The organism is Niallia sp. FSL W8-0954 (genome assembly GCF_038005605.1).
GTDB classification, from domain to species: domain Bacteria; phylum Bacillota; class Bacilli; order Bacillales; family Cytobacillaceae; genus Niallia; species Niallia circulans_A.
Genome location: NZ_JBBOTN010000001.1, coordinates 3,470,783 through 3,486,024 on the forward strand (window position 1 = coordinate 3,470,783; position 15,242 = coordinate 3,486,024).

Here is a 15,242-nt window from a genome sequence, read left to right on the forward strand (position 1 = left end):
ATATTTCTGCACGAAAAACTATAAAGCTTGTTTAGGCTATTTTCCCACAAAAAAAACGCCGACTAACTCTCCCTATACAGAATTAGCCGACAGTGACAATGCTTAATTTAATTAGCATTTTAGCTTAAAATTATATACTCTCTTTCTTTGTTAATGCAATGGTGGAAGCTGGGATTGCTTCTTCTTTCCACTCTTCTTTAAGGAGCGCATTTTCCAGCACTTCATTTAATGTCTTCACAGGAATAATGGTGATATCCTTTATTTCCTCTAATATTGCTTGCATATTTTCCTGTGGGATAATAACTTTTTGAACACCCGCAGCTTTAGCAGCTTTCACCTTTGCGACAACTCCCCCGATAGGCTTCACTTTTCCGTGAATACTGATCTCACCGGTCATCGCTACTTGCCGATCTACAGGCTGCTTGTAGATCGCTGAGTAAATCCCTGTAGCCATTGAAATGCCTGCAGAAGGCCCATCAATTGGAATACCGCCTGGAAAGTTTACATGAATATCAAATTGATCTGCAGGAACATCCATAGAACGTAATACAGTAATGACATTTTCAATGGATCCCTTCGCCATACTTTTCCGTCTAATGGATTTTCCTTGTCCGCCAATACTCTCCTCCTCGACAATCCCAGTAATATTTATGCTTCCTTTTCCATCTTTTGCTGGAATTACTGTTACTTCAATTTCCAGCAAAGCCCCGATATTGGCACCATATACTGCTAATCCATTAACAGCTCCAATAACAGAATGGTTATTAATTTTCCTTTCCATTCTTGGAGAAAGTTGACTAGAATGAATCACCCATTCTACTTCATCATCCTTTATAAAATCGCGATCCTCTCCAATTGCTAGTCCAGCAGAAATCTGGACCATATTAACAGCCTCTCTTCCATTTCTTGCATACTCAGAGAGTGTATCAAGGGCTTTCTCACTTATTCTCATCTTCACCTTATCAGCAGCCTTTTTGCCAATTTGAATCACTTCTTCTTTCGTTAATTCTCGAAAAAACACTTCCATACATCTCGAGCGAATGGCTGGAGGTATCTCGTTTGGCGTTCTTGTCGTCGCCCCGATTAAACGAAAATCAGCCGGTAGTCCATTTTTAAAAATATCATGTATATGGGAAGGAATTTGCGTATTCTCCTCATTGTAATAAGCACTTTCTAAAAAAACCTTCCTGTCCTCTAATACTTTTAGAAGCTTATTCATTTGCGTAGAATGCAATTCTCCGATTTCATCGATAAATAGAACGCCGCCATGTGCATTTGTAACAGCACCTTGTTTTGGCTGTGGGATTCCAGCTTGCCCCATTGCTCCAGCCCCTTGATAAATCGGGTCATGTACAGAACCGATTAATGGATCCGCTATCCCTCTTTCATCAAATCTAGCTGTTGTAGCATCTAATTCTACAAACACAGAGTTTGGCTTAAAGGGTGACTTTTGATTTTTCTTTGCTTCCTCTAATACAAGCCTAGCTGCAGCTGTTTTTCCAACCCCTGGTGGTCCATAAATAATGACATGCTGGGGATTTGGTCCACAGAGAGCGGCTCTTAAAGCTTTGATCCCATCCTCTTGTCCCACAATATCTGAGAAGCTTGTTGGACGTACTTTTTCAGAAAGAGGTTCCGTTAATGAAATGGCGCGCATCTTTCTTAATTGATCCATTTCTTTTTTTGATTCCCGGTCAATCGAAACTTTTTGGCTTCTCTGGCTCTTTAATAAATTCCAGAAATATAGTCCGATAATAATTCCAAAGAATAGTTGTACAAATAAAGCAATCTCCGCCCAACTCATAAAAAATTACCTCCTGAAATCTTGTTGTTTTAAAACTTCGCACATGTATTAGCTCAAGTTTCCTTCAATGGTTAGCGATATGTATCTACCCCTACAGCTCAGATGGAAAGGAAAATTTTTTGATTGAATATCAGCATCAAATTCCGCAGTCGCATCAGGCTATAAATAGATTCTTCCATAAAGACTATATACAAATTGTGCCTTGTCTTTAAAAAATAGTATCTCCTTCCCTTTGTTGGAATAAACAAGATTTCAAGGAAAAAATATATAGGAATGATATATAATTGATGATTAAAATCGAAGTATGGGCTTGTAGCAATTGTTACATCCTTCTACTTTCGCCCGCAAAAAAAGAATCAATGATAGATATCATTGATTCTTCTCGTAACTGTTGTTAAGCTGAAGTTTTTGTTTCTTTATCCACCACTGTTCCATCTTCTAGAACAAGCTTAGGTGAAGCATTATCCGTTACTGTTTCTTTCGTAATGACACATTTAACAATGTCTTCTCTTGAAGGCAGGTCAAACATAACATCTAACATAATGCCTTCGATAATAGAACGTAATCCGCGTGCACCTGTTTTTCTTTCAATTGCTTTTTTAGCAATTTCTTTCAGTGCTTCTTCTTCAAATTCTAATTCGACATCATCTAATTCCATCATTTTCTTAAATTGTTTTACTAATGCATTTTTGGGCTTTGTTAATATTTCCATTAATGCTTCTTCGTCTAATTGACCAAGACTGGCAATAACTGGAAGACGACCAATAAATTCAGGTATTAAGCCAAAACGTAATAAATCTTCTGGAAGTACTTTAGATAATAAATCTTTATCTTCTATTTCAGCTTGTTTACCGTCAGAACCAAATCCAATTACTTTTTGACCTAGTCGTCTTTTAATAATTGGTTCGATACCATCAAATGCTCCACCACAAATAAAGAGAATATTCGTTGTGTCAATTTGAATAAATTCTTGATGAGGGTGCTTTCTGCCACCTTGAGGCGGAACACTTGCAACGGTACCCTCTAGAATTTTTAATAATGCTTGCTGAACCCCTTCACCGGAAACGTCACGTGTAATAGAAGGATTTTCAGATTTACGTGCTACTTTATCAATTTCGTCTATATAAATAATACCTTTTTCTGCTTTTTCTACATCATAATCTGCAGACTGGATTAATTTCAAAAGAATATTCTCAACATCTTCCCCTACATATCCAGCTTCTGTTAGACTAGTTGCATCTGCAATAGCAAATGGTACATTTAATATTCTTGCCAATGTTTGGGCAAGAAGTGTTTTACCACTACCAGTTGGTCCTATTAACGCAATATTACTTTTTGATAATTCTACATCATCAATTTTACTATTTGAGTTAATACGTTTGTAATGATTATACACTGCAACAGAAAGAGCCTTTTTCGCTTGGTCCTGTCCAATTACATATTCGTTAAGGATATCGCGAATTTCTGCTGGCTTTGGTACATCTTTAAATTCTACTTCTTCTTCTGTCCCTAATTCTTCTTCTACGATTTCTGTACATAATTCTATACATTCGTCACAAATGTATACACCAGGTCCAGCAACTAATTTACGAACTTGATCTTGTGTCTTTCCGCAGAATGAACATTTTAGCTGGCCTTTTTCGTCATTAAATTTAAACATGCCTTCACCCCTTAAAACTTCTTTTGTATATTTTTACCGTTACGGATTATTATTTGTTCAGAAACAAATTTTACTTTTTTCAACAGTTATGTATTGAATTGTATCACATGATAGTAATGTACAGGAAATAATACAACTCGGATTTGCAGTTCTCTATCATCCAATAACGGTAAAATGGATATACTTCTTTAATCATAACCAGATTTCGCTTCTTTAAATCTGGAAAATTATCTCTTATTTGATTGTATACTCCTGTACGGTTAGAGTAACTTATTTTATAGTTACCCATATTATATGTTATTTAACACTAATATAAAACTAAGGCACGAAATAGTCGCGCCTTAGTTTTTTTTACTTACTTCTATTATGCAACAGTTTTACTGTTTTCTACAAGGAAATCGATTGCTTTTCTCATTTTTATGTCCATTTGTAAGTTTTCAACTCCGCCTAATGCTTGTTTAATAGCATCTACTGGCATATTGTAAATTTGAGACATATTTTCGAGTTCAGCTTTCACTTCTTCTTCTGTTACTTCGATGTTTTCTGCAGCAACGATAGCTTCAAGTGTTAAGTTTGAACGAACACGTTTTTCAGCGTCTTCTTTCATTTGATCTTTAAGTGCTGCTTCATCTTGTCCTGAGAATTGGAAGTATAGCTCAAGATTCATACCTTGCATTTGTAAACGTTGTTCAAATTCGCTCATCATGCGGTCGATTTCTGTATCAATCATTGCTGATGGAATATCCATTTTCGCATTTTCAGAAGCTTTTTCTACAACTGTATCACGAACTGTGTGCTCTGCTTGATGCTTTTTATCATTTTCTAAACGAGTTTTAATTTTTTCTTTTAATTCAGCTAATGTTTCCGCTTCTTCATCTACATCTTTAGCAAATTCATCATCTAATTCAGGAAGTTCTTTCCCTTTGATTTCATGAACTGTTACTTTAAATGTCGCAGGCTTACCAGCTAAATCTTCAGCATGGTATTCTTCTGGGAATGTAACTTCAACTTCAGTTGATTCGCCAGTAGCAACTCCCACTAATTTTTCTTCAAACCCAGGAATAAATTGTCCTGAACCAAGTTCTAATGAGAAGTTCTCAGCAGTTCCACCTTCAAAAGCAACTCCATCTTGGAATCCTTCGAAGTCGATAACAACTGTATCTCCTAATTCAGCAGTTCCTTCTTCTTTTACTACTAATTCAGCTTGTTTTTCTTGCAATGCTTTAATTTCCGCTTCAACTTCTTCATCTGTAACTGTTGTTTCTACAGCAGGTACTTCTAACCCTTTGTATTCACCTAATGTTACTTCAGGTTTCACTGTAACAGTTGCTTTGAAAATTAAAGATTTTCCTTTTTCGATTTGTTCTACATCGATTTCAGGACGATCAACTGGCTCGATTCCAGTTTCATCAATTGCATTTGCATAAGCTTCTGGTAAAAGAATATCAATTGCATCTTGGTATAAAGACTCAACACCAAAACGTTGTTCAAACATTCCACGTGGAATTCTACCTTTACGGAAACCTGGAATATTTACTTGCTTAACTACTTTTTTAAATGCTAAATCTAAACCTTCGTTTAGTTTTTCTGCATCTAATTCAATTGTAAGAACACCGCGGTTCCCTTCTAAAACTTCCCATTTAGCTGACATACTATAAATTCCCTCCAACAATCTATTCTACTTTTTCATTACTTCTACTAATGTATAGATTAACTTCTTTATTCTTGTTTGGCTACTATTTCTATCGAAACAGAAAGAACCTCCTAATAGGAAAAAAGTTATCTAGTAAGAAATATACATCTTCGCATTTTCTAAATGCAACCATTACATTATATCATAGGTTCTAGTTGTTTCAACATCCTTGCCTAAATATTAGGATAAGAAATTTGCTCCAGCTGATAAATAAACGTTTTTGCTTGTTCAAATTCAGTCTCATCTACTTCGTATAATACAAATATTTCTTCCTCATCCTCTTGGCCAAAATATTGATTTACAACTGCATGATAAGCCGCAGCCCATGTTTCATCCTTGTATTCTGCTAGCGCAAATGGGTACAGCAAAAACATTTGTCGATCTATTAACATTTTAATATTTTTAAATAAAATAGGGTTATTACTTTCCACATAATCAATGAGAATAGTAATAATTTTCTTATATTGCTCCTGTTCTTTCATATCCTTTAATGCTGTTGGTTGTATGACAATCTTTCGATCAAACTTCTCAATTTCTACTTCTTTTTCATATTCTTGCTCTCTTAAAATATTGATTAGCATCGTTTTTAAAAAAGGATTTTTCTCCACATCAAGAAGATACTGCTTTACTTCTTCTATATATGCGCGAATATTTTTGCTAGACATTTTAGCTATTAGCAACATTTCTTCCTGAGGATCCTCTAAGTTCATTAAACTCTCGGTTGTCTCTTCAGATTCCTCTTCTCGATAATCATCCGCTTGCGATAGGGAAGCGGACTCAGCCATTTTTCTGCTAAATAAAAGCATTTTAGAGAAATGTTCTATTTTATTTGCTGGTATTTGGTGTTCTTCTAGCAAACCTTCAATCGTAGTAACTATTTCTTCATATTCATGTAGCTGGACTAGAATCATAATATACAATTCAAGTACATGGATGTAGTCTCCATCATCTTGTTTCAGTGTTTCCTTCGCTAGATGCTTTGCCTGTTCCAACAATCCTAATTCATAGTAAGCGAGAATGAGTCCAATGTTTATGTCACGATGAAATGGATTTCGTTCTTTTGCTTCTTCTAAAAATGAAATAGCCTCTTTGTATTGCTTTTCTTGAATAGCATCTAATCCTTTTTGCAATAATCGTTTATCTAAATCGGGAAAAAAAACAACGTTATCCTTTTTTTCCTGCTCCCGTTTCTTCATCCTTTTAACCGCCTATACATATTCTTTTTGTTGCTAGTGTAGCTTTTTTTTCTCTAGGATGCAACCTACCTCTTCCATAATGTGGTTGCTGCTAATATTTTTAATCTACAAAAACAAACAACAGCAAAAGGAAAGACCCTTAGAAGATAATGATGTGATCTCCTAAGGGTCCCTTCATTAGATTATTTTGAAACGGCTCTATTTTCATATTCTGCTATTTTATCACTGTATTGAAGGGTGATTTCAATTTCATCCCAGCCGTTAATCAACATTTTTTTCCAATATGGATGGATAGAAAACGATGTTGAAAACCCTTGGTCGTCCTCTACTCTCTCTTTTTCAAGATCTATATGAAGAAAATAGGGTTGGCTTTGGGCAGCTTTTAAAAGATATTCTACTTCATCTGTCTGCAATTGAATTGGAAGCATCCCATTTTTCAAACAGTTTTGATAAAAGATATCTGCAAAAGAGGGAGCAATGACAACGGAAAAGCCAAAATCCTGCAAAGCCCACGGTGCATGCTCTCTTGAAGATCCACATCCGAAGTTTTTATTCGCAATTAAAATAGAGGCTCCTTGATTTTCAGGTTGATTCAGTTCAAATTCAGGATTCGGTTCGCCATTTTTCAAATAGCGCCAATCAAAAAACGCAAATCTACCAAATCCTGTCTTTTCGATACGTTTCAAAAATTGCTTAGGGATAATTTGATCTGTATCCACATTTACTCGATCCATTGCTACTGCTTTTTCATAAAGCTTCTTAAAGCCACTCATTAGAGACTCCTCCTTTACACTGTTGCTTGTAATTCTGTATTCACTTTGCGAATATCAACAAATCGTCCATTTAACGCTGCTACTGCTGCCATTGCAGGACTGACTAAATGGGTTCTTGCACCTGCTCCTTGTCTTCCCTCAAAATTACGATTAGAAGTGGAAGCACAGTGCTCACCGCTTGGAACTACGTCGTTATTCATGCTTAAGCACATACTGCATCCTGCATCTCGCCACTCGAACCCTGCTTCAACAAACAGTTTATCTAGGCCTTCTGCTTCTGCCTGTTTTTTAACTTGCTGGGAACCTGGAACAACTAATGCTCTTACTCCAGGAAAAACTTTTTGTCCTTTAATCACTGATGCTGCTTGTCTTAAATCTTCTATTCTTGAATTCGTACAAGAACCAATAAACACATGCTGGATCGCGATATCGGTAATCGCCATTCCTTCTTTTAGCCCCATATATTGAAGAGCACTATGTAAAGCGCGACGATCCGTTTCCTCTTGATAAGAATCTGCTGTTGGAATCTTTTCATCTACTTTAGCCGTCATAGATGGATTGGTTCCCCAGCTTACCATTGGCGCAATATCATTGCCATCAATTGTGATAACTTTATCGTAAATAGCATCCTTATCTGAAGCTAAATTACGCCATTCTTGTACTGCTTCATCCCAATTTTCTGGCGCGTGTTTTCTGCCTTTTAAATAGGCAAAAGTCGTTTCATCTGGACAAATTAAGCCTGCACGCGCTCCGCCCTCAATGGACATATTACATATGGTCATTCTTTCTTCCATCGATAGATTGCGAATCACTTCCCCTGTATATTCAATAACGTGGCCAGTTCCAAAGTTGACTCCATGTTTAGAAAGCACATAAAGAATGACATCTTTCGCATTCACACCAAAGGCTAGCTTTCCATTGACCTCAACTTTTAATGTTTTAGGTCTTGTTTGCCATAACGTTTGCGTAGCAAGTACATGTTCTACCTCACTTGTACCTATTCCAAATGCTAGTGCCCCAAACGCACCATGGGTTGATGTATGACTATCCCCACAAACGATTGTTTTACCAGGCTGAGTTAATCCAAGTTCTGGACCAATCACATGAACAATCCCCTGCTCCGGACTTTGCAGACCAGCTAATGGGATATCAAATTCTACACAGTTTTTTTCTAATGTGGTCATCTGATTTAAGGCAATTTCGTCGTCTATCTTAAAGCGGTTAATCGTTGGCACATTATGATCCATTGTGGCAAAAGTTCGGTCTGGCCTTCTCACTTTGCGATTTTTCATTCTTAATCCGGAAAATGCTTGCGGTGAGGTTACTTCATGGACAAGATGCAAATCAATATATAATAAATCCGGCTTTCCCTCTTCTCTATATACTACATGTTTTTCCCAAATTTTATCGATAATGGATTTTCCCATTACTTTACCCTCCAATCCATATTTTTTCCCTGTTGTTGATTAAAGGGCTGTCAAAGTATTCTTTTGACGAGCCCTTTAACATTTCATTTCTCTCTATTATTAGTCCCTTATCCAATCACTGCCACTTTTGATGAACTGTGTTTATTTATATGCCCTTTGTGCAGTTTTTACATAATTTTGAGCTGTTCTCAAGGTGATTTTCTATTTTTTTTAACTAACTTGCATTGCTTATCAGCCAAAATTTCGTTTTTTCAGCCAAACCACGCTACTTATCAGCCAAATTCTTGATTTTTCAGCCAAACTACGCTATTTATCAGCCAAACTTCTGTTTTTTCAGCCAAACCACGCTACTTATCAGCCAATCTCATTATCCTACAGCAGAGCAACCTTGTTATAATACTTGTGTCACTTTTGCAAGCTGATGAATTTCTTTCTCAACTGCTTCCACCATCGCAGTCGTCGAAACAATTTTACAGTTTGGTGAAAGAATATCTCTTGTTCTATAACCTTGATTTAGAACATTATTTACCGCCTCTTCTATAATCGAAGCTTCTTTCTCCATTTGAAAAGATAATCGCAGCATCATACTTACAGATAAAATCGTTGCAAGGGGATTAGCGATATTTTCTCCAGCGATATCTGGTGCAGATCCGTGGATCGGTTCATAAAGATATGGTCCATTTGCTGACATGCTGCTTGATGCCAACATTCCTAATGATCCTGTTAGCACGGATGCTTCATCGCTTAGGATATCACCAAACATATTTTCTGTGACAATCACATCAAATTGTTTTGGATTTCGAACAAGCTGCATTGCTGCATTATCTACAAGCATATGTTCAAGCATAACATCTGGATATTTTTCCGCTATTTTACTTGCGATTTCTCGCCATACTCTACTAGTCTCTAAAACATTGGCTTTATCAACAGAAGTAACTTTTTTTGATCGCGTTCTAGCAATTTCAAATGCTTTCTCAATAACTCGCTCGATTTCTTCATTTTTGTATAATAGTGTATCTACAGCACCAGGTTTCCCATCGATAATCGTTCGTTCGCTTGGCTTTCCAAAATAGATGCCGCCTGTCAATTCACGGACAACAACCAAATCTACTCCTTCAATAATATCTGCTTTAAGGGGAGATGCTTCCGCCAAGCTTTCATAACAGGTTGTTGGACGAATGTTCGCAAATAAGTTCAATTCTTTTCTTATTTTTAATAGTCCTTGCTCTGGACGTTTTTCAACAGGAAGCGCATCCCATTTCGGTCCACCTACTGCCCCTAAAAGAATTGCATCACTATTTTTACAAATGGTAATCGTCTCATTAGGTAATGGTGTTCCTGTTTTATCTGTCGCACATCCACCAATATCTGCGTATGTAACTTCAAACTGGTGACTAAATAATGTCTCTATTAACTGCAAAATCTTCATAGCGCCTGCTACTATTTCAGGTCCAATTCCATCACCTGGCAATACGGCGATTCTTTTTTTCATTTCTACTCGCTCCCTATATCAAAGCTTGATGTTTTAGACCTCAATCCCTACACTTTTTCAAGAAATTGTTCTTTGGCAAGAATCCCTCTATTAATCGCATTTATATAGGCCTTTGCAGAGGCTATTAATACATCTTGGTCTAAACCTCTTCCTGTACTTTCTTTTTCGTCATATTGAACTCTGACAAATACTTGAGCTAATGCATCTCTGCCAGCTCCCAGTGACTGAATTCGATAATCTTCCAACTTCACCTGGCCAGATATAGACATTTCCAATGTGTTATATAATGCTTCAACACTTCCAGAACCAGTGCCATGTTGAATAATCAGTTCATTTTTCGGACCGAAAAGTTTCACTGTTGCATCTGCTTCATTATCATTTTTATGTTGAACCTTTACGTCCACTAACTCATAATACTTCTCTTCTTTAGCTAGCTTCTTCTCTAAAACAATGGCAATAATGTCTTCATCAGAAATTTCTTTTTTATGATCTGCTAAATCCTTAAAGGCCATAAAAAGATCTTTCACATCCTCATCATTCACTCGCAGCCCTAGTTCGTTCAGCTTTGTTTTAAACGCATGGCTGCCTGAATGCTTCCCGAGAACCATATTATTGTTGTTTACATAGCCTACAAGCTCTGGAGAAATAATTTCATAAGTCGTTTTCTCCTTAAGAACACCATCCTGATGAATACCAGATTCATGAGCAAAAGCATTGCGACCAACAATCGCTTTATTTCCAGGAACTAGCATGCCCGTTAATTCACTTACAAGACTGCTTGTTCTACTAATTTCTTTTAAATTAATTCTTGTTTTTTCTTGATAATGATCATTTCTAATATGAAGCGCTACCACTATTTCTTCCATAGAAGCATTGCCAGCACGCTCTCCGATACCATTAATCGTACATTCTACTTGTGTTGCCCCATTTTCGATAGCAGCTAATGAGTTTGCTGTCGCCATCCCTAAATCATCATGACAATGAGTAGAGAGAGAAACTTTGTCAATAGATGGAACATTATTTTTTAAATATTGAAAAACTTCTCCATATTCGTTAGGCGTTATATAGCCTACTGTGTCTGGTATATTAATAATTCGTGCTCCCGCTTGAATAACTTTTTCTATTATCTCTGCTAAAAATGGCAATTCTGTCCGACATGCATCCTCTGCACTCCATTGAATAACTGGGAATCTTTCAGCTGCATACTTTACAGCTGAAACAGCTCTTTCGATCACTTGCTCTTTCGAAAGTTTTAGCTTATATTCCCGATGGATAGGACTTGTTGCTAAAAATACATGAATTCTTGGTTCTGCTCCATCCTTTAATGCTTCCCAAGCTGCATCAATATCAGATGTTACCGCTCTTGCTAGGCCGGTAACAGAGCTATTTTTTATTGTACGTGCAATTTGTTGAACAGATTGAAAATCACCTTTAGAGGCAGCAGGAAAGCCTGCCTCTATAATGTCTACATTCAATTTTTCTAACTGCTCAGCAATAACCAACTTCTCAGCCAAATTTAAGTTTACGCCAGGAGATTGCTCTCCATCTCTCAATGTCGTATCAAATATCTTAATTTTTGCCACTACCCACCACTTCTTTCTTTCGCGAGCTTTTAACAAATGGCATCATTGCCCGCAATTCTTTCCCAACCTTCTCGATTAGATGCTCGCTCTCTCTATCATTAATTGCGTTGAATACTGGTCTATTCGCTTGATTTTCAAGAATCCATCCTTTTGCAAATTTACCTTCTTGAATATCTGTAAGGACAGCTTTCATTTCTTTTTTCACCTCATCTGTAACAATACGTGGTCCTGTTACAAAATCGCCCCATTGTGCGGTATCAGAAATAGAATATCTCATTCCTGCCATTCCATCTTCATACATCAAATCAACAATTAATTTCAGCTCATGTAAACATTCAAAATATGCTAATTCTGGTTGATATCCAGCTTCTACTAATGTTTCAAAGCCTGCTTTTACTAGTGCTGTAAGCCCTCCACATAGAACCGCTTGTTCACCAAAAAGATCTGTTTCTGTTTCTTCTTTAAACGTTGTCTCCAGCGCTCCTGCACGTAATGCTCCAATCGCTTTTGCGTAAGCAAGTGCCAGTTCTCTCGCCTCACCAGTTACATCTTGATAGATTGCAAATAATGCTGGGACTCCTGCTTCTTGTTCATATGTTCTTCTTACTAGGTGACCTGGACCTTTAGGAGCAACTAATAGTACATCACTCTCACTAGGTGGAACAATTTGATTAAAATGAATATTAAATCCATGGGCAAACATTAACGCTTGATTTGTTAAGTTAGGTTTAATTTCTTCATTATATACTTTTGTTTGTAGTTCATCTGGAAGCAAAATCATCACAATATCAGCCTTAGCTGTTGCTTCTCCAACTGGAAATACGTCAAATCCGTCTTCCACTGCTTTATTCCATGAATTCCCTTTTCTTAACCCGATGATTACTGAAACACCACTATCCTTCATATTTAAAGCATGTGCGTGGCCTTGTGATCCATAACCAATCACTGCAACTGTTTTCCCGTTAAAATATCCTAAATTTGCGTCTCCGTTATAATACATTTTTGCCATAATTAATCTCCCTTTCGTCTGTAAAAATTAGATTTATTTAATATTAGAATTAAACGATAGAATAGTTACTTTTATGATTTGCTATTTTTTGAGAGCCACGAGGGAATGCGGTTGTGCCTGTTCTAGCCAACTCTTTAATCCCATATGGTCTAAGCAGTTCAATAAAAGCTTCAATTTTTGATGATTCACCAGTAATTTGAATAACGAGGCTTTCTTTACTTACATCGATTACCGAACCTCTAAATGGCTCAATAACTGAGTATAATTCATGCCTTGTCTGCGGTGTTGCAAGTACTTTAATTAAAGCCAGCTCTCTTTGGACAATTGCTTGATCGGTGATATCCACCACTTTCAAAATATCAATCTGCTTATTTAGCTGTTTTGTGATTTGTTCAATGATGCCATCACTCTCAACATGCACCACACAAGTAATCCTTGAAATTCCTTCATGCTCCGTATGCCCTACCGATATACTTTCAATGTTGTAGTTTCGTTTTGAAAAAAGATTAGTAATTCGGTTTAACACACCAGATTTATTCATAACAGTTAGGCTAATTATTTTCTTCATGGCTTCATCCCTACCATTTCGTGTAATCCTTTCCCTGGTGCAATCATTGGATAGACATTTTCATCTGGATCAATACGGAAATCCAATAATACAGGTTCTCTTATCGCTAACACTTCATCCAGAATATTAGCAGCTTCATCAACTGATGAGATTTGATATCCCTTTATTCCATATGCTTCTGCTAAAGCAACGAAGGACGGTTGATAAGATTCTTTACTATGTGAAAAACGAGATTCATAGAATATTTCTTGCCACTGTCTTACCATTCCCAACGCCCGATTATTAAAGATAATAATCTTGATTGGCAAATTTAATTCTCTTATTAAAGCAAGCTCTTGACTGCACATTTGGAAGCCGCCATCCCCGCTGATTGCAAGCACTGTTGCTTTTGGATCTGCTAATTGCGCTCCAATACTGGATGGAAGACCAAATCCCATTGTTCCTAATCCTCCAGATGTTACCCAGCGATTGGATTCTTTAAAATGATAGTATTGCGCTGCCCACATCTGATGCTGTCCAACATCTGTTGTAACAATCGCTTCCCCTTTTGTTTTTTCAAAGAGCATCTCCAAAACTTGCTGCGGTTTTAGAAGATTGGATTCTTTGTAATAATACGGATACTCATTTTTCCAATTTTCAATCTTTTCTAACCATGCGTTATGGTTTGATTGCAAGCCTTTTTGTTTTATTAGCATAGTTAATGCTTCTTTCGCATCTGCAACTATTGGAATCTTCGTTGGGACAATTTTGCCGATTTCTGCTGGATCAATATCTATATGGGCTTTAATAGCATTTGGTGCAAAATGAACTAGATTTCCTGTTAACCGATCATCAAATCTTGCTCCGACATTGATTAATAAATCCGCCTCATATAAGGCCATATTAGCAGCATAGCACCCATGCATTCCTCCCATCCCAACAAACAACTTATTATCAGCTGGAAAACCACCTAATCCAAGAAGCGTGTGTACAACTGGAATTTGTTGTTGTTCTGCGTATTCCAGTAATTCTGCACTCGCTTTTGCAAAATTGACACCAGCACCTGCCAAAATTACTGGTTTTTTTGCAGCACTTACAGCTTCTGTTAATTTTCGAATCTGCAAGTAATTCGGCTGTGTCTTCGGCTGATAACCAGGAAGCTCAATATCCTGTTCAGCAGGAACGTCTGAAATGGTTGCAGCAATATCCTTTGGAATATCAATTAATACAGGACCAGGTCTTCCACTTGTCGCTATATAAAACGCTTCTTTAATGATTCTTGGAATATCTTCAAGGTTACGAACCTGACAATTATATTTTGTTATTGGGGTAGTGATCCCTAAAATGTCCGCTTCTTGAAAAGCATCTGTACCAATCACCCCTGTTGCTACTTGGCCTGTAAAGACAACTAGCGGTAATGAATCCATCATCGCATCGGCAAGCCCTGTTACAATATTTGTTGCACCTGGACCTGATGTTGCAATGACTACTCCTGGTTTTCCAGAAATTCTCGCATACCCTTCTGCTGCATGAATGCCGCCTTGCTCATGTCTAGGTAGAACATGAAATATTTTCGAATCGTAAATCTTATCATAAATTGGTAAAACAGCCCCTCCAGGGTATCCGAAAATAAATTCTACATTTTCTTTCTCCAAAGCCTGCAATAAGAGATCAGCACCAGTTAACGGTTTCACTTGGGCCTTTGTATTTTCAAAGGCAGTCTCCTGTAACATTTGTATAACCTCCCTAAAATACTTTCCTTTTACTTCTTTACATAAATACTACCAAGAAAGGCTTTGCTAACAAAAAAGCCTTCCCACCTCCAATGGTTACTAATGGCTTTTAGTAAACAAAGGGGTGAAAAGGCATTTCCTTTCCACGGTACCACCCTCATTCATACACTAATGGATAAGCGTATGCACTTTATGAACGGTTCGTTCTCTTTTGATAACGAGTGGAAACACTCGGTTAGCTCTAATAGGGAGACCTTTCAAGCTAACACTCTGAGGTGAGTTCATTAACTATTGGTTCACCGATTTACACCAACCACCGGCTCTC

Annotated in this window: 11 protein-coding genes and 1 other annotated feature (1 of these 12 cut by a window edge); all 11 genes read right to left on the reverse strand. The window is 37.1% G+C overall.

Going from position 1 to position 15,242, the window contains the following annotated elements; all coding sequences use genetic code 11:
• Window positions 1–130: 130 nt before the first annotated feature.
• The 11 genes from lonB to ilvB all read right to left on the reverse strand — a co-directional run bounded on the left by lonB (window position 131) and on the right by ilvB (window position 14,917).
• Complete coding sequence (gene lonB / locus NX902_RS17210) at window positions 131–1,804, reverse strand: ATP-dependent protease LonB (RefSeq protein WP_095331529.1); 1,674 nt, start codon at window positions 1,802–1,804, stop codon at window positions 131–133.
• Between the two features lie 394 nt (window positions 1,805–2,198).
• Entirely contained in the window at window positions 2,199–3,464 is a 1,266-nt protein-coding gene (gene clpX, locus NX902_RS17215) for an ATP-dependent protease ATP-binding subunit ClpX (RefSeq protein WP_047943563.1), read from the reverse strand.
• A gap of 364 nt (window positions 3,465–3,828) precedes the next feature.
• Window positions 3,829–5,115 (reverse strand): trigger factor, encoded by a 1,287-nt coding sequence (gene tig, locus NX902_RS17220; RefSeq protein ID WP_163185438.1) that lies wholly within the window; start codon window positions 5,113–5,115, stop codon window positions 3,829–3,831.
• Window positions 5,116–5,330: 215 nt separating this feature from the next.
• Window positions 5,331–6,353 carry a tetratricopeptide repeat protein gene (locus tag NX902_RS17225; RefSeq protein WP_163185435.1) on the reverse strand — a complete coding sequence of 341 codons (1,023 nt, stop codon included), beginning with the start codon at window positions 6,351–6,353 and terminating at the stop codon, window positions 5,331–5,333.
• A 182-nt stretch (window positions 6,354–6,535) separates the two neighbouring features.
• Window positions 6,536–7,126: a 3-isopropylmalate dehydratase small subunit gene (leuD, locus tag NX902_RS17230; RefSeq protein ID WP_095331526.1), complete on the reverse strand. Its 591-nt coding sequence runs from the start codon at window positions 7,124–7,126 to the stop codon at window positions 6,536–6,538.
• A gap of 14 nt (window positions 7,127–7,140) precedes the next feature.
• The gene (gene leuC / locus NX902_RS17235) at window positions 7,141–8,553 is read right to left on the reverse strand and encodes a 3-isopropylmalate dehydratase large subunit (RefSeq protein ID WP_095331525.1); all 1,413 of its coding nucleotides are present in this window, start codon (window positions 8,551–8,553) and stop codon (window positions 7,141–7,143) included.
• A gap of 391 nt (window positions 8,554–8,944) precedes the next feature.
• The gene (gene leuB, locus NX902_RS17240) at window positions 8,945–10,045 is read right to left on the reverse strand and encodes a 3-isopropylmalate dehydrogenase (protein ID WP_095331523.1); all 1,101 of its coding nucleotides are present in this window, start codon (window positions 10,043–10,045) and stop codon (window positions 8,945–8,947) included.
• A gap of 47 nt (window positions 10,046–10,092) precedes the next feature.
• On the reverse strand, window positions 10,093–11,628 hold the full coding sequence (locus NX902_RS17245; protein ID WP_341161081.1) for a 2-isopropylmalate synthase: 1,536 nt from the start codon (window positions 11,626–11,628) through the stop codon (window positions 10,093–10,095).
• Window positions 11,615–12,637 (reverse strand): ketol-acid reductoisomerase, encoded by a 1,023-nt coding sequence (gene ilvC / locus NX902_RS17250; RefSeq protein ID WP_061798688.1) that lies wholly within the window; start codon window positions 12,635–12,637, stop codon window positions 11,615–11,617. Before ilvC ends, NX902_RS17245 begins: the two co-directional genes overlap by 14 nt.
• A gap of 49 nt (window positions 12,638–12,686) precedes the next feature.
• The gene (gene ilvN / locus NX902_RS17255; protein WP_095331520.1) at window positions 12,687–13,205 is read right to left on the reverse strand and encodes an acetolactate synthase small subunit; all 519 of its coding nucleotides are present in this window, start codon (window positions 13,203–13,205) and stop codon (window positions 12,687–12,689) included.
• The gene (gene ilvB / locus NX902_RS17260; RefSeq protein WP_095331518.1) at window positions 13,202–14,917 is read right to left on the reverse strand and encodes an acetolactate synthase large subunit; all 1,716 of its coding nucleotides are present in this window, start codon (window positions 14,915–14,917) and stop codon (window positions 13,202–13,204) included. Before ilvB ends, ilvN begins: the two co-directional genes overlap by 4 nt.
• 117 nt (window positions 14,918–15,034) lie before the next feature.
• Window positions 15,035–15,242 (reverse strand) — a binding site (T-box leader); it runs 46 nt beyond the window's last position.